Origin of the sequence: Microcystis wesenbergii FACHB-1317, assembly GCF_014696875.1 — a bacterium.
Classification (GTDB): domain Bacteria; phylum Cyanobacteriota; class Cyanobacteriia; order Cyanobacteriales; family Microcystaceae; genus Microcystis; species Microcystis wesenbergii_A.
On record NZ_JACJQV010000203.1, the window covers coordinates 1 to 20,570 of the forward strand.

Consider the following 20,570-nt stretch of genomic DNA (forward strand, 5'->3'; position numbering starts at 1 on the left):
GTCGTCTCAAAATATTTCGGATACTTTCATCAAGATACAGAAATCGCAGACGGCGATTTGGTCTGAGATTGAATTTGATTGCTGGTATCTACAATTACGAACTTCGTTACCGAGAAAAATATATATCTTGATTACTTTTGCAAGAGATCTATTGGGTCAGCTGAAACTTGTGCAACTTGAGCGATGGGCAAAGTTGCCACCAACAGGGACATACCGCCTAATAGGATAGTCTTGACAGAACGTAGATTCATAATTTTTTCCTGAAATTGGGAAGTCGTGTTTACTTGCTAATTTCAGAATATTCGGAGTCGAAGGGTGATGTCAGTCCCAAAATAAGTGGAAATTGACGATTTCAATCGTTTCTACTTTCAGGAATAAAATGGAGGAACGTGGAAATTTAGGATCATTTATCTCTAGTTTTCTCCCGTTCCCCTGCGCTTTTCCGCACGGTCGATATGTACTGAAAGTTTAATTGTCTCTCAATCTTTCTAATAGTTGGGCGCAAGACAAATTCACCGGGGAAACAAGTAACCCGGTGCGTTTCGAGATGGGAAGTAGGGCATCTGTTTTCTGTCAGTCTGGGGTTAGGCTTCGCTGGTGCGGCGAATACCTCCGTCGAGAATGAAGAACTGAGGGTTAAGAGAAGCCAACGGCTCCCGCAGCTTTTCGATTTCGGCAGCGGGAGCGTGAACTTCTAGGCGAATAATCTTGGCGATTTTGAGAAGTTCGTCTAGCAGTTCCCCGACGTTTTGCAGGTGGGCAAGAACTGCGGAAGCATCGACGTAACCCTCGCGGCAATGAAGAATATTGCCGCTAAAGGAAAAAGCATAATGGATACAGCCCTCTTCGGTGCGGGTTCTCTCAATGAATTTGGGGCTTAGTTCCTTGAACGCAGCAATTTTTCCTTCTGGTACTTCAAAGTAGGGTACGAGGGTACAGCAAGTATCGATTTTGAACATTAGATTCTCCTTTTAGGTGGTGCGGAGGGATACCCCGCGTTTGTGGTCTCTTCTGTCAGTCTTGAAAATTTTAACGGATTTACGTCGTTTCAGGCTAGGAGAAATCAAGGTTTCAACCCACTTTGACAAAAGAGAGATCATTCTCTCAATCCTTTTATAGTATATATATAGTACAAAAAATCGAACAAGGGTAAAAAGGGAAAAAAAGAGAAAAAGGGTTACAGGGTCCCCCCAGCACCGCACACCACCCGAAAACCGATGAAGTCGCAGTAGTAGTCGCGGCGGGAGTAGTAGTAGTCGCGGTAAGCGGAACGGCAGAGACGTGGAAAGTTGAACCAAGAACCGCCCCGCAATGGAGAATAAGGAGAATAATTATTATTCCCATTTTCTATCCAGACACTGCCATCCCTCGGCGCACCATAATAATTACCGTGCCAAGTATCGGCGCACCACTCCCAGACATTGCCGTGCATATCGTACAACCCAAAAGCGTTTGGGGGAAATTGTCCCACGGGAGTCGTTTGTTGTCGATATTCTCCTGTGGGTTCATCGGCATAAGTTTTAGTACCTCGATAGTTAGCTAAATCTGCCGTTATCGTTTCCCCAAAATGAAAGGGTGTTTTTGTCCCGGCTCTACAGGCATATTCCCATTCTGCCTCACTCGGTAGCCGATATTCCCGTTTTGTTTCCCTTGATAGTCGTTTACAGAATTCCGTTGCTTCATACCAGTTGACTCGTTCTACGGGTAGCTCATCCCCTTTGAAGCGAGAGGGGTTTGTCTTCAGGTTGATGTCTATTTTAGCGGTTGCGGCAATCGCTCTCCACTGGGCCTGGGTAATCGGGGTTTGACTCATGTAGAAAGCGGGGACTTTGACTAGGTGTTGTGGTCTTTCCTTTTTAAATCCGTCCCCACCAAATTTTTTAACCAGTCTTTCGATTTCCTCATCTTCCGTTCCCATCCAGAATTCTCCTTGGGGAATATACATCATGCGGATATAGTTTTGAGCTTTTTTCCAGTTGCCAACTTCCGGAAGGTTTTCATCGTAAAAATAGGCTTTAACAGGTTTTCTCTCTATAACTTGGCCTGTTTTATTAACCAATACCGTTTCTGCGGTAAAAAGGAAAAGGTTTTCATTGTAGGGAACAATGTAGGGAACAATAGCGGCTACTTTGTCTATTAAACGTTTTTGTAGGGTTCCCTCGTCTTCCGGGGAAAGTTGAAGGACATTGCCAACGGTGTTTAAATCGCCTCTAGAATAGGCGGCAATCGGTTCATTAAGCAATAATAAGGGTTCATAATCGGCTAAAGCACCCGATAGATTTTTTAATAAAGCTGTCAATCTCACAAGACGCACTCGGTTATTATTTTTGATAGCTTCTGCTAGTAGCTGTTTGATTTCATTGACTGCTTGACTAGGTTTTAGGTAGGCAAGAGCTAACCATTGTTGATTTTGCCAATAAACCGATTTTGAGCAATGATCACCGATTTGTTCCTGAATATAGGTTTGTAACTGATAGGCCAGAGATTTGAGTTCCTCTGGGGTTAATTTTTCTAATAGTAGTTTACGAACATCGGGAGACATTTCATAGAGTTCTCGATCTATTTTGCGGACTAAACTGGAGAGTAAAATATCAGCGATCGCATACCAAGGAGCTTGATTATCTTTATCTTGATGTTGACGCAGATAATAAAGTAAATTAGGGGATAAACTAAGGGGAAATGCCGCTCGTTTCGCTAGTTCTCTGGTGTTTAGTTCGTTTTCTTTTTCAAATAATCTTAAACGGCTTTTTGCGCTAAAAAAATCTTCATCCTCATCCCAATTATCCCCTTGTTGAAATTGATTAGGATTAAATAAATGACGGGGTGGGATAGCTTCTTCTTTTAGCCATGTTATCAAGTTTTCCCAGTCCTCTGTGGTTAGTTCAAACATGGAAAAATTGGGTATATCTTCAGCTAAATCAGCAATATCCCAGGCAGTTGTCCCATACCATCGATGATAGGGTAAAGGGTTTAACCATGCGACTCGGCTAAATCTTCGGCTAAATCGTCGGATAAGGGTTTCTGTTGCACTCAAGCGCTCTTCTACATAACGTTTTCTAGCGGCACCCGCATCACTAAGAATTAGACAACTGGTTACTTCAGGAGAATAGTTAGAGAGAACTTTGGTTAAAGATTGACTTTCCCAACCGTTTTCTTGTTGTAAAACCTCGTCTCTAATCAGATTATCAAAGTAAAAATGGGGAACATTTGCCCAAGTTTGCTTCATTATCCTACCAAATCCTGCAAAGGGAATCATCGAGTCAGAACAATCAATAAAAATTATAATTTCTCGGCGATAAAGTTGTTTCTTTTGGTAAATTATTTGATCAAAAAAACCTCGTTTAGCCGTTGCCATCACCGTGGCTTTTAGATCCCAAGTTTGTCGAGGACTTTCTAGGGGTAATGGACGCAGTTGCTGCCAACTTTCTTGTAACTTAGCGATGCCAATAGGATAATAATCAGGATTATCTAGGGAGGTGATTTTTTTTCGCTTTTCAATAGCTGTGGCAATTTGTGGAAATGAAGTCTCCGGTGCTATTGGTGTATCCCCCGGAGGGGTAATTTCTAATGAGGGAGATTCCCTATCATCCATCGGGTTTATGATTTTGCTAATCGATTCTTCTGGATGATGAATAGGTGTTTTTTGGGCTATTTCTATATTTATTTCTGGTTGGAATTGTAGCATCTCTGTCCAGGCCTGATCAAACTTTTCTTTTTCTTTCGGGGATTTAACCCATAAAGCTTGACAAAGAAGTTTAATTTTAGGATTCTCTAAGTTGGGATTTTCTTGAATAGCAATATCAGAATCATTGGCGAGTTTTTGAATTAGGTAATTTTCCACCCGATAATATTGTTCAATAGACAGCAGAAATCCTTCTTCGTCTCTGAGTTGATAAAATAGGTCAAGTAGGGGGGATGTCATTGGCTTTTTTAACCTCTTGTTCCATAATCTTGTAAATCGGTACGGCTTTTTAGTAAAACACTAGCGTGGGGTAATTTGTCCTCGTTTAATTTGGCGATAATTTCTTCAGGTTTGTACTTGAGTAACGATTTAAACCAGGCTATTAATTCACTTGTGCTAACTTTTTTTTCCCCTTCAGATTTAGTCTCGTCTTGTGATGTTCTCACTTCCTGAAAACGGTCCACTGCTTTGATGATAACCTCTTGTTCAGCGTCGGTAAACCGTTCGGTTAATATTTTTCTTAATCTTTCTTGGTTGGGTAGCTCAATATAGTGATAAATGCAACGTCTCAGAAAAGCATTGGGTAAGTTTTTTTCTTGATTACTGGTAATGATAATCAGAGGAAAAGCTTGATCATTTGCTTGAATTAAATCTCCTGTTTCTTTAATGAAAAAACGACGAGATTCAATGGCTAAAAGTAAATCATTAGGAAAATCTCGATCTGCTTTATCTATTTCATCAATTAATACTACCGATTGTTCTTGTTTATCTTGACTTTGTTTAAATGCTTTACCCAAGGGTTGTAAATCAACCCAATCCTTTGAAGTAGCTGGATTTTTTTGCTCAGAAGAAGATTCTTCTATTTCTTTTTGGCTTAAAATTCCGCTAATTTGAGCAGCTTGTAAACGGCCAATATAATCATATTGATAGAGACTATCTTCCGCTTTACTTGTAGATTGAACTATCCACTCATAATATTTTATAGGATTACTTTCCTGACGATAATTAAATTCATAAACTAAGGCATGAGCTAGACGACTTTTGCCACATCCCGGTTCACCTTCTAGTAACAAAGGCATTCCCAATTCAATAGCCAAGTTAACAACTTCTATTAACTCATCACCTGCGTCATAGGGATAAATTTTCTGTTGAATCGGTTCATAATAAAGTCCCGATTTAGGTTGAATTTTTCCCGTGTAAGTTAAGGATAGTTTTGCCATCTATTTTCCCTCGATAATTGTCCTTGAAATTGTTGATAAAAAGCTTTCAGTGTGTCTTCTATGTTGCCTTGATCGCTATTTTTCCATAATTGCTGCAAGGTAGATTTAAATAAGTCTGTGGTTTCATCCTGTAAGTCACAACCTAACTGAAGTTGTTGAGCAAAAGTAGGAATAATTTCCTGAAAAGACCGTTGTTCAAAGCGAGAGTCAATCTGTAAGCGGTGAATAGGACTTAATTCTGATAATTTGTCCTTATCTCTCCAATCATTACTTTTTCCATAATCTAACCAAATCATTAATAAAAAGCCCGGAATGGGACTATTTTGTATTTGACTAGCTTTTTTGGTTAAGTTTTGCCAAAATGAATCAATGTCTTTTAAACGGGAAAAGTCTGCACAATCAACTCCTTCAAAAATCAAACAAAAATTATTAGTCTTTAAATTTTTAATTCCTCCAGAATTATTTAAAAAATGTTCATGAAGACTATAGATATCCCATTCTTCTTGACCATCTCCTTGAAATTTAAAAACAATAGGTTTAACGTTCAAATTATTAGTGATAAAGATTTGTTTGTGTAAACGATGTAAACACCAAAAACGATATTGATGAGGACAAGGGGGAATATAAATACTGCCTTCTCGTAAAGGTTTAGCGGCTATTTTATCAGTAAAATTTACTAGATTATTGTAATTAAATTTTGTCAAAACACGATAAATCTTTTCATTATTTGTTCGTTGATTTTTTGGGTTTTGATGATGATTTTGACAACATTGTAAGCTGTCAAAATCTAGGCCTAATACTTCGCAATAAGCTTGAAAAATATAAGACTGTTTAGAGGTTCTTTGCCCTTTTTTTCCTATTCCATATTCTTTTTCAGTACAAAACCGCAAAGTATCTCCAGATATGCCAATTACCTTTAAAATAGACTCATTTAATAAATGGTTTATATCCTCATAAAAGGTTAAATGAATTGAATTATCATTAATATCTTCAATTCTGGTTGTATTTATTTTATTTTGATTAATGTACGCTCTTTTCTTCTCATTTTCAAATCCTTGAAACTTAGATTTATTTTGTAAGTACAATTTCTTACCCTTTGGTTTTAAAACGTCTTTAGTTGCTCCAGATTGTGGCTGAGATTCTGTCATCCAATCTTTCAAGACATTTAATGGAATGGTATAACTGGAAGTTTTTGTTCGACTACGGTATTCTTCGAGAAATGCCTCAAGTAACCATCGACGTGCTTCTATTAATATTTGCTCTGTTTTCTCCGAAGCACAAGAATAGTTTCCCTCATAAGCATCTTTAGCCTTACGAAGGGTTTCCACATCATCATCCCATAATCTGATTTCGCCAGACCTTAACATAAATCTCGTCAAACGTCAACCTACCATCTGATCCACTTTTTGATCCCCTTTTGCCAGCATTTGCTTAAAGCATTTTAATCAACTTGTCCTCAAAAAACAAGCTATAGGGGGACAGGAGTAAATATGAAAAAGGAAAATTTCTGGCAAAAACATAAAGCGGACATTGACGTGATTTGCCGCATCATCACCACTTTAGCTGCCTTGGCTAGTTTAGGTGTTCAAGTGGGAGGGTTAAAGATTCCCCAAAGCGAGATTCCCCCTATCCCTGAGGTTCAGGTGGAATTAAATATCAGATGAACGTAGGTTGGGTTGAAGCATGAAACCCAACGCCTGCATGGGTTACGCTACCGCTAACCCATCCTACAAATAATTGTGCCTCCCTACTTAAGCACATTACCTGAAATAAAGGCCGATGTGCTTTTTTCATAAGACTAGGCCAAAACGAGGGTGAGTTAATAAGATAACCCACCCTGAAAGAGATTTAGCGATCGACTGACCCCATAATAATATCAATACTGCCTAAAATCGCCATAATATCGGCAACTTTTACCCCTTTGAGGATATGAGGCAGAATTTGAAGATTATTAAAATCGGCGGCCCGAATTTTCCAACGCCAAGGGAAAACATCATCATTACCGACGATAAAGATACCTAATTCCCCTTTACCACTTTCCAAGCGCACATAATGTTCACCTTTAGGAATCTTAAAAGTGGGGGCGACTTTTTTGGCGATATATTGATAGTCAAAATCATTCCAGGCTGATTTTTTCCCTTCTGCCATCCGTTTCGCTTCCAGATTTTCGTAGGGACCACCGGGTAAACCTTTCAGTGCTTGCCGGATAATTTTCACCGATTCGCGCATTTCCCGAATCCGCACCAGATAACGAGCAAAACAATCGCCGGCGGTTTCCCAATGCACTTCCCAGTCAAAATCGTCGTAACACTCGTAATGGTCAACTTTTCTTAAATCCCATTTCACCCCGGAAGCGCGTAACATCGGACCGGATAAACCCCAGTTAATCGCTTCGTCTCTGGTAATGCAGCCTATCCCTTCAATACGACGGCGGAAAATCGGGTTATTAGTGATTAATTTCTCGTATTCGTCCACTTTCGGGTCAAAATAGTCACAGAAATCCCCGCACTTATCCACCCATCCGTAGGGTAAATCCACCGCCACGCCACCAATACGGAAATAATTATTATTAATTAACCGCATTCCCGTGGCAGCTTCCCAGAGGTCATAAATCATCTCCCGTTCCCGGAAAATGTAGAAAAAGGGAGTTTGTGCGCCTACATCCGCCATAAAGGGGCCTAACCAGAGTAAATGGTTAGCGATGCGGTTGAGTTCCAACATAATCACCCGGATATATTGCGCTCGTTTGGGAACGGCGATATCGGCTAATTTTTCGGGAGCATTGACTGTAATCGCCTCATTAAACATCCCTGCGGCGTAATCCCAACGACTAACGTAGGGAACGTACATGACATTAGTGCGATTTTCGGCAATTTTTTCCATGCCCCGATGAAGATAACCGATCACGGGTTCACAGTCAATCACGTCCTCCCCGTCAAGGGTGACGATTAAGCGCAAAACACCGTGCATCGAAGGGTGATGGGGTCCCATGTTTAAAACCATGGGTTCTGTTCTCGTTTCAATTTTTGCCATAGGGCTACCGATGATCCCGAAAATCTTTTTAAAGTTATTTTGACACTCTCCGCCTTAAAAGTGCGGAGATTCTTGGGCTGAATCCTGCCTCTACCAGCAAAGCTAATTTTGGTCTTACAGTTTCATGTCTAGTCCGACTACACCTAGAAGGCAAGCACTCCTATAGACTACTCCCCAAGCGTAAATTTCTGTGTGTCCCACAGTATTTAATTGTTTGGCGTTCTGACAGTTTGGACTTAATTGAACACCATTGACTGTTAGAAATTTTGAGATCACGGAGTAGGACGTTTAACCTGTTTCCTCACGTTCTCACGGTCGGCAACCTATAGTCATTTTAGCACAAAGCCGTCTTAAAAGGACGGGGTTTTCCACCCAAATTGGCGATAAGTAAACGCCTTGACAATACACAAGAAAAGCGAGAAGCTTTCAGGCTGGCACCAGGGCGAGTCAGGGGTGAGTCGATAGGACCTGCAATTGCCCCAGAACCGATACGTCAAAAGCTGATGAGTAATCCCTTAGGTGACACTTTGAAACAATTGGGGCCAATCGAGATTGGCTGCGTCTGAGGGAGCAACAATTTCGAGAATTTTATTGTTAGCGGCGGGATAAAATAGGGATTCTACGCAAACGGAAGCCACTTTCGTGCGGGGAATATTGCCCTCAGACAGGGTATCGGCGGATGACATTTTAATGGCATTAAGATTATCCTCATTTTTCAGACCTCCGGGTCGCACGATCGTGTAGGTTAAGCCACTATTGATTAAATAGGCTTCCGCTTGTTTTTTCCAGAATAAAATTAACCAAAAGAGATTGAGGGGATGGAAAAAGTTCGATACACAGAGGGAAGTAACGAGAACAAAATGTTCGATTCCTTTCTTTTTTGCGGCATCGATGAGATTTTTAGTTCCCAAGTAGTCCACTAACAAAGGTTCCGTGGGATTAAAACTCGGTCTGGCTCCCGTGGCGCATAGCAAAACGCTACAATCAGCGATGAGTGCCTCTAACTTATCGGCCTGTTGGACATCTCCGACGACGATTTCCACCCCTGCCGGCAAAATTTCCGCCGCTTTCTCTGGGTTTCTCACCAAAGCGCGTACGGGAATCTGACGTTCGACTAATTGGGCAACGATTCGCCGTCCCGTTTCCCCCGTGGCTCCTGCTACAAATGCTTTCATCGCTTCTTGACCTAATAGTTTTTAACAATACGTTACACTAATCTCAATTCTACAAATTTCCCCGATCCTTTGGCAGTTAATCCCCAACTGTTTCTAGCACTATCATTTTCCAGGTTTATAAGTCATGCAGCGTCCCCTCATTAACTCCCTAGCTCGCGAATCTGTAGAAGTCAAAGAAGACAATCAATTTCTCGGTTTTCAAACCCATTTTGCCGGAGCCATGGATATGTATAGCAATCAGGACAAGGTTGCCGATTATCTGGGCGCTCACGAAGGTTGGTTTTGTCGTTGTGCCGAACCGATGAAAACTCTGCCCTTCGGTGAGAATGGTTATATTATCACCATCGGTAAATATGGAGCTTTTGGCTATGAACTGGAGCCGAAAATCGCTGTGGTTCTGGAGCTGCCCGTCAATGGAGTCTATCATACTCGCAGTGTTCCCATTCCCGATCAACCGTTTTTAGGCTATCTAGTGGATTATCAGGCAATTATGAAACTAGAGGAAATGCCCCTATCTTCTCCTAGTCGGGAAATTGAGGCAATTTTTCGGCAACAGGGACGGGATATTCCGGCGGTTATCACCCAAGTCACCTGGGAACTGCGTATGGATGTTATGGTTAAGTTTCCCAAGTTTATTTATAAGATTCCCCGTCCCATTCTCCAAAAAACCGGTGATAAACTGTTGACGCAAATTGTTCGCCAAGTTTCCCCCCGCTTAACCTACAAAGTTCAAGAGGATTTTCACTCTAGCTTCAATTTACCCCTACCCCCCGCCTCCAGTCGTCTTTTCTATCGTCTCGACTCCTGCGAGGGTGGGTTACTTGCCTAGGGTTTGGGGGGTCTGTCAACAGTAAGCAGTAGAGCTTGCTGATGGGAAAGCAAGGAAAAATAAAGATTTGCTAACGGTGCTGGTCAGTCTAAGCTAGAATTATTAAGAAATGTTTACTTGTAAAAATAAACCTAAGACTACTTCAATATTTTATGTCTCTGCCTATCCGTAACGTTGCTATCATTGCTCACGTTGACCACGGGAAAACCACCCTCGTCGATGCACTCCTCAAACAGTCGGGAATCTTTCGAGAAGGGGAAGATGTACCCACCTGCGTCATGGATTCCAATGACCTCGAAAGAGAACGCGGTATCACCATTCTGGCCAAAAATACCGCCGTTCGTTACCAAGACACCCTGATTAACATCGTCGATACTCCCGGTCACGCCGACTTTGGTGGCGAAGTGGAACGGGTTTTAGGTATGGTGGACGGTTGTATCCTGATTGTCGATGCTAACGAGGGGCCGATGCCCCAAACCCGTTTTGTGCTGAAAAAAGCCCTAGAAAAGGGATTAAGACCGATTGTCGTGGTTAATAAAATCGATCGCCCTAACGTCGATCCTAACCTAGCCGTGGACAAAGTTTTCGATCTGTTTGTGGAACTGGGTGCCGATGACGACCAATGTGATTTTACTACTCTGTTCGCTTCCGGGATGCAAGGATTCGCCAAAGAAAGCCTCGAAGACGAAGACAAAGATATGCAGCCCCTGTTTGAGGCGATTTTACACCACGTTCCACCACCGGCCGGGGACGTTAACAAACCCCTACAGCTGCAAGTAACCACCCTCGATTACTCGGAATACTTAGGACGCATCGTTATCGGCCGCATCCATAACGGCGTAATTAAAGCTGGTCAACAGGCAGCTTTAGTAAAGGATACGGGCGCGGTTGTCAAGGGTAAAATAACAAAACTTCTTGGTTTTGAAGGTCTTAAACGGGTGGAACTAAACGAGGCCAGCGCCGGTAATATCGTCGCCGTGGCTGGTTTTGCCGACGCTAACATCGGGGAAACCGTAACTTTAGCCGATGACCCGCAAGCTTTACCCCTAATTAAAGTCGATGAACCGACCCTACAAATGACCTTCTCGGTGAACGATTCTCCCTTTGCCGGTCAGGAAGGCACTTTTGTCACCTCGCGGCAAATTCGCGATCGTCTAATGCGAGAATTAGAAACTAACGTCGCCCTACGGGTGGAAGAAAGTGACTCTGCCGAGAAATTCCTGGTTTCGGGACGGGGAGAACTGCATTTAGGCATTCTCATCGAAACCATGCGTCGGGAAGGCTACGAATTCCAAGTATCGCAGCCGCAGGTTATCTATCGAGAAATAAACGGTCAACCCTGTGAACCCTACGAATACCTCGTTTTAGATGTACCCGAAGAAGCGGTGGGTTCCAGTATCGAACGTCTCGGCCAACGGAAAGGGGAAATGCAGGATATGCAGACGGGCAGCAATGGCCGTACTCAATTGGAATTCGTGATTCCGGCCCGGGGTTTAATCGGTTTCCGGGGGGAATTTATCCGTCTGAGTCGCGGTGAGGGGATTATGAACCATAGTTTCCTCGAATATCGTCCTTTCTCCGGGGAATTAGCCACCCGTTACAATGGCGTGATTACTGCCTTTGAGGAAGGAGTCGCCACTTTCTACGCCCTCAAAAACGCCGAGGACCGGGGGGTATTCTTTATTACTCCGGGGACAAAAGTGTATAAAAACATGATTATCGGCGAAAGCAACCGGCCCCAAGACGTGGAGATCAATATCTGCAAAACTAAACAGTTAACTAACCATCGTTCCGCCACTGGGGATGAATTGGTTCAGTTACAATCCCCCGTGGATATGAGTCTCGAACGCGCCCTGGAATACATCGGACCAGATGAGTTGGTAGAAATTACCCCGAAATCGATCCGTCTGCGTAAATTACCGGTGAAAAAGTTAGCCAAACGTTAATCGGTTTTGACAAAATCCGGCGGCAATTTTGCCATGGCCGTTGCTGCTAAAAGGGGCAGCAATGGCTCGAAGATGATCGGTAATTGGTTATGATTGAGATCTAACAAAGAAATCCACTCAGATTTTCAACAAAACTGAGATGATAGAAAAAAGTGCCTTGAGTTTGAGGGTAAAGAATCTGCTGTGAGCTATTCTGCTACTTTGATGCGACATCCGATGTTTCCCGCCGCGTCGGACAGCAATCGTCTTCGTCTCTTTTCGGGATCCGCTAATGTATCTCTTGCCCAAGAGGTGGCCCGTTATCTGGGCATGGATGTGGGTCCGATGATTCGTAAACGTTTCGCCGATGGTGAATTGTACATCCAGATTCAGGAATCGATCCGCGGCTGTGATGTCTATTTAATTCAACCCTGTTGCAATCCCGTCAACGATCATTTGATGGAATTGTTGATCATGATTGATGCCTGTCGTCGTGCTTCTGCCCGACAAATTACCGCTGTAATTCCCTATTATGGTTATGCTCGCGCCGATCGCAAAACCGCCGGCCGGGAATCGATCGCCGCTAAACTGGTGGCTAATCTGATCACGGAAGCGGGGGCAAGTCGCGTGTTGGCCATGGATTTGCATTCGTCCCAAATTCAAGGTTATTTCGATATTCCCTTCGATCACGTTTACGGTTCCCCAGTGGTGGTGGACTATCTTCTCAGTAAAAAATTACCCGATATCGTCGTGGTTTCTCCCGATGTGGGTGGGGTGGCTAGGGCGCGGGCTTTTGCCAAAAAACTCAGTGATGCTCCCCTAGCAATTATTGATAAACGCCGGCAAACCCATAATGTGGCGGAAGTGATGAACTTGATCGGCGATGTTAAGGATAAAACGGCGGTTTTAGTCGATGATATGATCGATACGGCCGGTACGATCGCTCAAGGGGCGCAGTTACTGAAAGCCAAGGGGGCGCGACAGGTTTATGCTTGTGCCACCCATCCGGTTTTTTCTGGCCCTGCGATCGAGCGTTTATCTAGTGGCATAGTCGAGGAGGTGATCGTTACTAACACGATTCCCGTCCCACAAGAACATTTTTTCCCGCAACTGAAAGTCTTGCCGGTTGCCCCGATTCTGGGTGAGGCCATATGGCGCATCCATGAGGACAATTCCGTGAGTAATATGTTCAAATAGATGGCCGAATCCCCCTAAAACTAGGGGGAATTTTTATATTTAGCCCTTTTCTGTGGAAATGGGGTGGGTTAATGGCATTATCAACCACTCCATCTCGCGGAGAGAGGGGGAAGGTGTAGAGAGAGAATCGATCGGAAAATTAAATATAGCAATTCTTAAACTTCACTGGTTATTTCACAGTCTTGCCGTACAATGGAGATGCAGAACAGTTCTTCCGATAGTTATTGTGTTCTATTAGCTAAAAACGCTTAATATAGGAGATAAATAGCCTAAAATGTCCAAAGTGGTCGGTATTAACAATCCACTGATCGATCCAACTCCTCCAGAGGTTCACTTAACTAATGCACCTCTAGTGTGTGTGCTTGGACAAGTACGGTTCCCACAAATTCTGGCCGTTGAGGATAAGAAATTTGTGACTCCATTTCAGGAAGCTATTAGAACAAAGTATCCTAAGTTACGGCAGGAACGAACTTATCAATTAACTTTTGATAATCAAGAAAAAGATGCCGTCAGATCTCAAGCTGAGGCTATCTGGCGATTTACAGATGCCAATAATCATTGGCGAGTCTCATTAGCATCTAATTTTGTAGCCTTAGACACATCAAAGTATGTCAGTCGTCAGGACTTTTTAGAGCGAATGAGAGAAGTTTTAACTGCGGTTAATGAACATATTCAACCCAACCTTGTTGAGCGAATCGGTATTAGATATGTTGATCGTATTGAGGGTATTGATGTAGAGAATATTTCTAATTTAGTCAGATCAGAACTGATAAATATTACAGCGTCAACATTTCAAGAACATATTCTTCAAAGTTATAATGAATCTCTGTTTCAGTTACCTGATACCAAAGAGACACTTTTAGCACGATGGGGATTGATTCCGGGTAACACTACTTTTGATCCAAATGTCTTTGAACCAATTGATCAACCGAGTTGGTTTCTTGATTTAGATATGTCTATTTCAGAGAATCAAGAATTTGACGTTGAAAAAATTTTAGACGATACAAAACGATTTTCTGAAAGAATTTATACTTTTTTTAGATGGTCAGTAACCGAAGAATTTCTAAGACGCTTTGGAGGTGAACAATGAGTAACTTAGTGATTGAACGTTCAAATACTTTTAGATCAATCAATCCTCAAAAACGATTTAGAATGTTTGCTGGTATGGCGGAATCCAGTACCATTAGCTCTGGTAATCTTGCCACTCAAAAGTTACTAGCGATTTCAGAAAGAACTAATAGCGGAATAGTTATTCCGAAGCACAATCCTCATCTTTTTCAAGATAGTCAAAAAGCGATTAATGAACTAAGAAAAACCAGTGGACTGACCTGGGAGCAAGTTGCCAAACTATTTAATGTTTCACGTCGAAGCATTCATTTTTGGGCAAGTGGACAGCCTCTAGCTAGTGACAATGAGGAGAAATTAAATAGATTACTGGGAGTGATTAGATATATTGATCGAGGAAGTGCAAGTCTTAACCGTAAGTTATTATTGAATCCTAATGCTGATGGGGAACTGCCTTTAGACCAATTAATATCAGGAGAATATGATAAAGTAAGAGAGAATCTTGGGCGTGGTAATCCACCCAAAAGACCGCAATTAACACCCTTGTCTGAGGAGGAGAGTGAGCTTCGTAGGCCTTTACCACCGGAGATATTAATTGATGCTTTACAAGATTCTATTCATCATGATGTTGGACGTTCTAGACCTGCTAAAACATTGAGGAGTGGTCAAAATCGCAGTGGAAAGCAAACAGATTGATCTCATTAACAATGAGTTACAAAAATGGTGTCAAGGGGATTTTGTTTTAGGAGAACAGTGGTTTGTTCATCGATTTAATCCTCAATTTCCTCTTACACCTGATTCTGCAAACTGGCAAGATGCTGAAGAAAATGATCTTGTAGAATCGGAAGTAAAAGGTCTAGTTGTTGTTACACAAACTTGCGATATTGTCCGTTCTTGTTGTGAACGTCCTTTTTTAGAAGTTGTTCCTCTGGTAGAAATTGAAGCTGAACAAATTAGTGAGATAAAAAAAGGCAGACGACCTCAATACGCTTACATTGAAGGAGTTGCCAAACTAAACTTAGTAGCTGATCTCGATAGGGTAATGACAGTCGAAAAAGCATTAATCTTACAATGGAATCGTCAACAGGGTTGTGTAACTGATCAAGAAAAAAGACTCTTAAGACAAGCGATAGCAAGAAAAAGAATCCGTTTTGCTTTTCCAGATGATTTTGTTCAATTTGTCAGTAAACTTCAAAAACGGATGCAAGATAAGCATACTAAACAAAGTGATGAAGGGGAAGCCTTACGAGCTTTGCGAGAAATTAGAGTTAGTGCAAGACCTTCGTGGAATGATGAAAATCCTGAACTTATGTTTTATTTTATTCGTGAAGAAGAACAAGAGAACTATAATGGCATTGGATGGGACAAATGGCTAGACAAGTGGTTAAATTTATTACCTAAATCTGGACGTTTTCAGTCTGATGGTTTAGTAGTAAGCTTAGAAGATATGACCGCAAAAGATTATATTGAGAGTGATCAACTGGATCTTGATCATTTGTCTATGGCCCAAAGCAATATTGAAAATTTAGATTTATAGAAAACTAGAATTAAAACAATTTTCCAAATATTGTCGCAATTCTGATACTGGTCAGATACAAAGTCTCCAGTTTTAGGGAAGAGGGAGAAACAAGCTGATGGCTAAAAAACTGATAACTGATATTAGTTACTGTACCTCATAATACTGAAAAATCTCTAGTCGTTTCGATCGCGATTGAGAAGACCAATATTAGACCAGTGGAGACTTTCACCGGTCGAGAATGTCTAGAATTTATTGAGAATGACTAAATTTTCTTGACATTAATTCTGATTTGTGGCAGCGTCGGGGTTGTCAAGTCCTCCCAGACGATTGAAGGGCCAAAAACGCACCACGGCGCGACCGATTAAGTTTTCCCGGGGAACGAAGCCCCAAGCGTGGGAATCATAACTATTATTGCGATTATCGCCCAAAACCAGATATTGATCGGGGGGAACTGTCACCGGTCCGTAAGCATAATTAGGTTCTTCGGCGATATACTTTTCCGCTAAAACTTTACCGTTGACGTAAACTAGACCGTTTTTGACTTCCACCTTATCCCCCGGCAGTCCAATCACCCGTTTAATAAAAGCATCCTGAAAATTTTGAGCTTTGAGAGCGGCTGTCGGACTAAAAACCACTATATCACCCCGTTCTGGCTTATGAAAATGATAGCTAACTTTCTCGATAATTAGGCGATCGTTAATCTGGAGAGTAGGTTCCATGGAAGAAGAGGGAATATAACGGGCCTCGGCCACAAAAGTGCGGATGCCAAAGGCCAAAATTCCAGCCGTGACAATGGTTTTAACTGCTTCTAGCCAAGGATTTTCTTGGGGTACGGGAGGGGGAGAAGGTTTTTCGGATTTATGGTTCAAGCTTTCAGCCATAGAATTTTAACTTTTGAGAAGGATTAAGCCAATGCGCTCTTTAATTTTCTAGTTTAGTGATATTAGCAGCCTAGATAATATTTTAAGACAATCTCCCTACATCTACCGGATCACTGTTAATTTGTCAAGTCCGCATTCTGCTGCCGGAAGGGGAATTTCCTCGTGGGGTAGAAAACGGTAAGATTAGTCTATCAAAAAGGACAGTTTTTCGCCGCTATTAAAGGCAAAGCTTGAGAATTCGATGATTAGACTGCTATCTCCCTTAAAAGTCGCTTCTACATCATACTAAATCCGTTGAGTAACGCACAGAAAACGGGTTTCTCGGAGAAACCCGTTTTCTGCTCATGCAAAAGGTAAAAGGGGTCATAAATAATCAGTTTTTAATAACCGGATTTAGTATCACTACTCAGAGTCTATGTTTGCACAAATTCCCGAATGATCAATTGGAAACTTGGATATTATTTTAGCAAAGCGGCTTGACTTAGATATATGTATATGTTTGCACAAATTCCCGAACGCTCGATGCACTATCTGCGATGGGTTCTGACCATCGCTTGGTTAATTCTGATATTTTCTCTATTTTTTGACCCTATTTCGGCAAAATTAACCGATTCTAATAATCTTTCTAGTCCCCTGAGAGTTGATCCCGATCTGTGCATTAAAGTGCAGGGAGTTTGCTTACCCCAATCCTCCTATCAGTTAGGTGCGCCGATTTTTTGGGGAATAGTGGTTCCCAGTGGCATTTTTATCTTATTAGTATTCGGTCACGAACTCTGGCGGCGTATCTGTCCTTTATCCTTTCTTTCTCAAATACCGCGCGCTTTGGGTAAACAGCGTCAGAAAAAACAGACCGATAAATCGGGGAAAGTCCGCTCTGAAATCTATAAAGTGCCGAAAAACTCTTGGTTAGCCCAGAATTATCTCTATCTACAATTTAGTCTGTTATTTTTGGGTTTATGCGGACGGATTCTCTTTTATAATTCCGATCGCTTAGTACTGGGTAGCTTTTTAATCTTTACTATTCTAGCGGCGATCTTTGTGGGTTACTGGTATGGCGGCAAATCTTGGTGTAACTATTTCTGTCCCATGAGTCCAGTTCAAAAGATTTACGGTGAACCAAGGGGTTTACTCAATAGTACCGCTCACGAAGACAGTCGCGGTGGGATTACTCAATCTATGTGTCGCATTGTCCATGAAGATGGTAGCGAACAAAGTGCCTGTGTTGCCTGTCAGAGTCCCTGTATCGATATCGATGCGGAAAGGTCCTATTGGGATGGGATTAATAACAGCGATCGCCAATGGCTTTATTACGGTTATTTTGGCTTAGTTTTTGGCTATTTTATCTATTATTACCTTTATGCTGGCAATTGGGACTATTATTTCTCTGGAGCTTGGGCGCACGACGAAAATCAGCTAGAATCCCTCCTTAAACCTGGTTTTTATCTTGCGGGTAATCAGATTCCGATTCCGAAGTTGGTAGCTGTTCCCTTAACTTTGGCAATCTGCACTTTTTTGGGTTACTTTCTCGGTAAAAAAGTTGAAAATGCCTATAAAGTCTATAGAATTCGCAAAAAGTCGCCTTTAACTACAGAAATTATCCGTCATCGAGTCTTTACTGTCGGAACTTTTCTGATTTTCAATTTCTTCTTTATTTTCGGTGGTCGTCCTTTTATTAATCTTTTGCCAAAATTTTGGCATTATTTCGCTAGTATTTTACTGGCGGTTTTGAGTAGTTTATGGTTATATCGCACCTGGACAAGGGATCCGGGTCGTTACCAACGGGAAGGACTAGCGGGAAGATTGCGTAAACAGTTGGGTAAACTGGGTCTCGATACAGCTAAATATCTCGATGGGCGATCGCTGGAAGCTTTGCAGGCGGATGAGGTGTATGTCTTGGCCAAGATACTGCCGGATTTCACCCACCAGAAGCGTTTAAAAGCCTATAAAGCGGTGTTAAAAGAGGCTTTGGAGGAGGGATATACTGACTTCGGCCACAGCCTTGAAATCCTGCAACAAATGCGCCTAGAGTTGACGATTACCGAGGCAGAACATCAGGCAATTCTAACGGAGTTGGGTGTGGAATCGGCCGAACTTCTCGATCCGGAAAAGCAGTATAGTCGCGAGGATTGGTTACGTTTGCAGAGTTATCGCGATGCTTTGTTAGAAAGTCTCTTGGTGACTTGGAAAAAAGACCCCGATCGCCAGGTGGGGTCGGAATTGCTGGAAGTGTTAACCGGTAAGAGTTCCAGGGAGGCGATCGAGCATTTATTGACGGAATTGCCGGCCGCGGAAACGGAAACTGTCGAGTCTTTGCGTCGCCAGTACGGAGTTACTGGTCAGGAGGAGGAAACGATTCTCCATCGTCCTCTGGCCCATCAATTATGGCAAAATATCGCCCGCGCTTTTCAGGTCTTCGATCGTCTATCTTTTAGTAGTGACAGCGATCGTGAGCAACAGGAAAGAATTTTATTGGAAAGATTCCAGCTATTCGATAGTGATAGCTCCGGACAAATTAGCCTTGAGGAGTTAAAAGCTTGTCTTCAGGCGATCGAACCGGGGGTGACAGACAAGGAAATCGAAGCTATGTTACAGCAGGCCGATACCAGTCGCGACAATCAGATTAGTTTTCAGGAATTTCGCGACCTACTGCACCAATTCCACAAGTAAACTGTCTTCAACTAAGGAGTCTTTATTTTCCCCGACTCCTTTAATTCTTTAAAAAAATAGCTGTTCGCAGGCAGGCACGGATTTCCATTATACTAGAAAGTATAAGTCAAGTTGAGGGATTTTGTCAAGCTTTTTTAAGCAACTTTTTTCTATTTGTCCATCTACACTTCACAATAAACCGCGATAACGGATAAAAACGAGGATTACTGCCCAGGAACCTAAAGCTACTTTAACGGCGACTAAAATGTTTAGTATCGGTAAAATGCCGCCACTAAATAGCGCCCCTAATTCCCCGTGGGGTAACTCAAATCCTGAGAGAGTAATGGCGGCTAAAACAATAAAAACTAAGACGGAAATTTTCTCCCATGTTGCCGCTTGCCAACGGCGATAAATTGCTTGCATCCATTCGGGAGACGAGGTAATTGCTATTAAACCAATTGCCGTACCTCCGGCGACTCCGGCGGCAAAACCTCCCCCCGGACTTAAATGGCCGCGGATAGCTAATTCAATGCCCACTAAAGCGGCAATTGTTGACCCCAAACGGGCTAAAATAATTGAAGGTTGGTCAGTAAATTGATGGATTTTACTGGCGGGTTTTTCGGTGGCTAAAAGAAAATTTGCTCCCATAATCGCAATGGTAAAAACAACCACTTCATAGATGGTATCGTAGAGACGATTACGAAAAATAACCACCGAAACCGCATTAGGAACACCGCCGTCGCGCACCAGCGATTCAACAATTTCTAAGGATGATATAGAGGAAGCAGTATTGGGAATAATTACCATTTTGATAGCGAAGGCAATGGCGGCTAGAGTATAAATCCATTTCATTAGTGTTTCTCCTCTAATTTGGGGGTTTCAATACAGGTTAAAATCGTGTTGGCTGCCGTTAATTCATTTTTAAAAATATCGTAGAGATAGGGTAATCTAATTGTGGTTTCGTAGGGGATGGTTTCTGGATTGTCTTGACGGATACAGACGGCATGAACCTCTTTATCAATAAGTGCCTGTTGCAAAGCTTGCCTGTCACTGTAGGCAACTAATTCTAAACGCATAAAACGCTTACTTAAAACCGTTTGTAGTTGAGTTTTTAACTGTTCTAAAACTGTATCGGTTTCCTCGGCAATTACTCCTAAACGCATCACTAAAGAGGAACGAATCGCCACCGCGTAGAGAGTTACGGCTAACATGGTTCCCATCAAAGCTTCGGTTAAAGATACATCTGCTGCCCCTAATAAAGCATAAACTAAAGCGGCTATTGCCCCTAAAACTCCACGAATTACTAAAGCTTGGTAGGGATTGGATTGTAACATCACCATCGCCGCAGTTAAAGGCAAGAGGGCAACAATAACATAGAGATAACTTTCATTCATCTTT

Annotated in this window: 17 protein-coding genes and 1 pseudogene; 9 read left to right on the plus strand and 9 right to left on the minus strand. The window is 42.2% G+C overall.

Annotation, left to right across the window (positions count from 1 at the left end; translation table 11 throughout):
* Window positions 1-131, plus strand: a pseudogene (locus H6F92_RS20900) (IS5 family transposase); the annotation flags it as partial.
* Between the two features lie 453 nt (window positions 132-584).
* On the opposite strand, the gene H6F92_RS20905 reads toward H6F92_RS20900, so the two are convergent.
* The 4 genes from H6F92_RS20905 to H6F92_RS20920 form a co-directional block, all read right to left on the minus strand.
* On the minus strand, window positions 585-959 hold the full coding sequence (locus H6F92_RS20905) for a putative quinol monooxygenase (protein WP_190359339.1): 375 nt from the start codon (window positions 957-959) through the stop codon (window positions 585-587).
* A 218-nt stretch (window positions 960-1,177) separates the two neighbouring features.
* On the minus strand, window positions 1,178-3,922 hold the full coding sequence (locus H6F92_RS20910) for a formylglycine-generating enzyme family protein (RefSeq protein ID WP_190359340.1): 2,745 nt from the start codon (window positions 3,920-3,922) through the stop codon (window positions 1,178-1,180).
* Between the two features lie 8 nt (window positions 3,923-3,930).
* Complete coding sequence (locus H6F92_RS20915) at window positions 3,931-4,902, minus strand: AAA family ATPase (RefSeq protein WP_190359341.1); 972 nt, start codon at window positions 4,900-4,902, stop codon at window positions 3,931-3,933.
* Window positions 4,884-6,269 (minus strand): hypothetical protein, encoded by a 1,386-nt coding sequence (locus tag H6F92_RS20920; RefSeq protein WP_190359342.1) that lies wholly within the window; start codon window positions 6,267-6,269, stop codon window positions 4,884-4,886. Before H6F92_RS20920 ends, H6F92_RS20915 begins: the two co-directional genes overlap by 19 nt.
* Window positions 6,270-6,392: 123 nt before the next feature.
* Between H6F92_RS20920 and H6F92_RS20925 the strand changes: the two genes are divergently transcribed.
* The gene (locus H6F92_RS20925) at window positions 6,393-6,566 is read left to right on the plus strand and encodes a hypothetical protein (protein ID WP_190359343.1); all 174 of its coding nucleotides are present in this window, start codon (window positions 6,393-6,395) and stop codon (window positions 6,564-6,566) included.
* A 184-nt stretch (window positions 6,567-6,750) separates the two neighbouring features.
* Here the strand turns inward: H6F92_RS20925 and H6F92_RS20930 are convergent, their stop codons facing one another.
* On the minus strand, window positions 6,751-7,935 hold the full coding sequence (locus tag H6F92_RS20930) for an NAD(P)H-quinone oxidoreductase subunit H (protein WP_147071238.1): 1,185 nt from the start codon (window positions 7,933-7,935) through the stop codon (window positions 6,751-6,753).
* Between the two features lie 515 nt (window positions 7,936-8,450).
* Window positions 8,451-9,110, minus strand: a complete 660-nt coding sequence (locus H6F92_RS20935) for an SDR family oxidoreductase (protein ID WP_190359344.1) — start codon at window positions 9,108-9,110, stop codon at window positions 8,451-8,453.
* A gap of 124 nt (window positions 9,111-9,234) precedes the next feature.
* On the opposite strand from H6F92_RS20935, the gene H6F92_RS20940 reads away from it, so the two are divergent.
* The 6 genes from H6F92_RS20940 to H6F92_RS20965 all read left to right on the plus strand — a co-directional run bounded on the left by H6F92_RS20940 (window position 9,235) and on the right by H6F92_RS20965 (window position 15,663).
* Entirely contained in the window at window positions 9,235-9,939 is a 705-nt protein-coding gene (locus H6F92_RS20940; RefSeq protein ID WP_190359345.1) for a DUF1997 domain-containing protein, read from the plus strand.
* Window positions 9,940-10,091: 152 nt separating this feature from the next.
* Entirely contained in the window at window positions 10,092-11,885 is a 1,794-nt protein-coding gene (typA, locus tag H6F92_RS20945) for a translational GTPase TypA (RefSeq protein WP_002796752.1), read from the plus strand.
* Window positions 11,886-12,089: 204 nt separating this feature from the next.
* Window positions 12,090-13,061 carry a ribose-phosphate pyrophosphokinase gene (locus H6F92_RS20950; RefSeq protein ID WP_190359357.1) on the plus strand — a complete coding sequence of 324 codons (972 nt, stop codon included), beginning with the start codon at window positions 12,090-12,092 and terminating at the stop codon, window positions 13,059-13,061.
* 274 nt (window positions 13,062-13,335) lie between these two features.
* Window positions 13,336-14,151: a TIGR04255 family protein gene (locus H6F92_RS20955; RefSeq protein WP_190359346.1), complete on the plus strand. Its 816-nt coding sequence runs from the start codon at window positions 13,336-13,338 to the stop codon at window positions 14,149-14,151.
* Complete coding sequence (locus tag H6F92_RS20960) at window positions 14,148-14,822, plus strand: helix-turn-helix domain-containing protein (RefSeq protein WP_190359347.1); 675 nt, start codon at window positions 14,148-14,150, stop codon at window positions 14,820-14,822. The genes H6F92_RS20955 and H6F92_RS20960 overlap by 4 nt, the downstream gene beginning before the upstream one ends.
* Window positions 14,788-15,663, plus strand: a complete 876-nt coding sequence (locus tag H6F92_RS20965) for a hypothetical protein (protein ID WP_242030219.1) — start codon at window positions 14,788-14,790, stop codon at window positions 15,661-15,663. Before H6F92_RS20960 ends, H6F92_RS20965 begins: the two co-directional genes overlap by 35 nt.
* A gap of 260 nt (window positions 15,664-15,923) precedes the next feature.
* Here H6F92_RS20965 and lepB read toward each other — a convergent pair whose 3' ends face one another.
* On the minus strand, window positions 15,924-16,526 hold the full coding sequence (gene lepB, locus H6F92_RS20970; protein ID WP_008201884.1) for a signal peptidase I: 603 nt from the start codon (window positions 16,524-16,526) through the stop codon (window positions 15,924-15,926).
* Between the two features lie 495 nt (window positions 16,527-17,021).
* Between lepB and H6F92_RS20975 the strand changes: the two genes are divergently transcribed.
* Window positions 17,022-19,193, plus strand: coding sequence for an EF-hand domain-containing protein (locus H6F92_RS20975; RefSeq protein WP_190359348.1), 2,172 nt, complete (start codon window positions 17,022-17,024; stop codon window positions 19,191-19,193).
* 168 nt (window positions 19,194-19,361) lie between these two features.
* Here the strand turns inward: H6F92_RS20975 and H6F92_RS20980 are convergent, their stop codons facing one another.
* Both H6F92_RS20980 and H6F92_RS20985 read right to left on the minus strand, forming a co-directional pair.
* Window positions 19,362-20,024 carry a Na(+)/H(+) antiporter subunit B gene (locus H6F92_RS20980; RefSeq protein WP_185238540.1) on the minus strand — a complete coding sequence of 221 codons (663 nt, stop codon included), beginning with the start codon at window positions 20,022-20,024 and terminating at the stop codon, window positions 19,362-19,364.
* The gene (locus H6F92_RS20985; RefSeq protein WP_190359349.1) at window positions 20,024-20,566 is read right to left on the minus strand and encodes a DUF4040 domain-containing protein; all 543 of its coding nucleotides are present in this window, start codon (window positions 20,564-20,566) and stop codon (window positions 20,024-20,026) included. The genes H6F92_RS20980 and H6F92_RS20985 overlap by 1 nt, the downstream gene beginning before the upstream one ends.
* Between the last annotated feature and the right edge of the window lie 4 nt (window positions 20,567-20,570).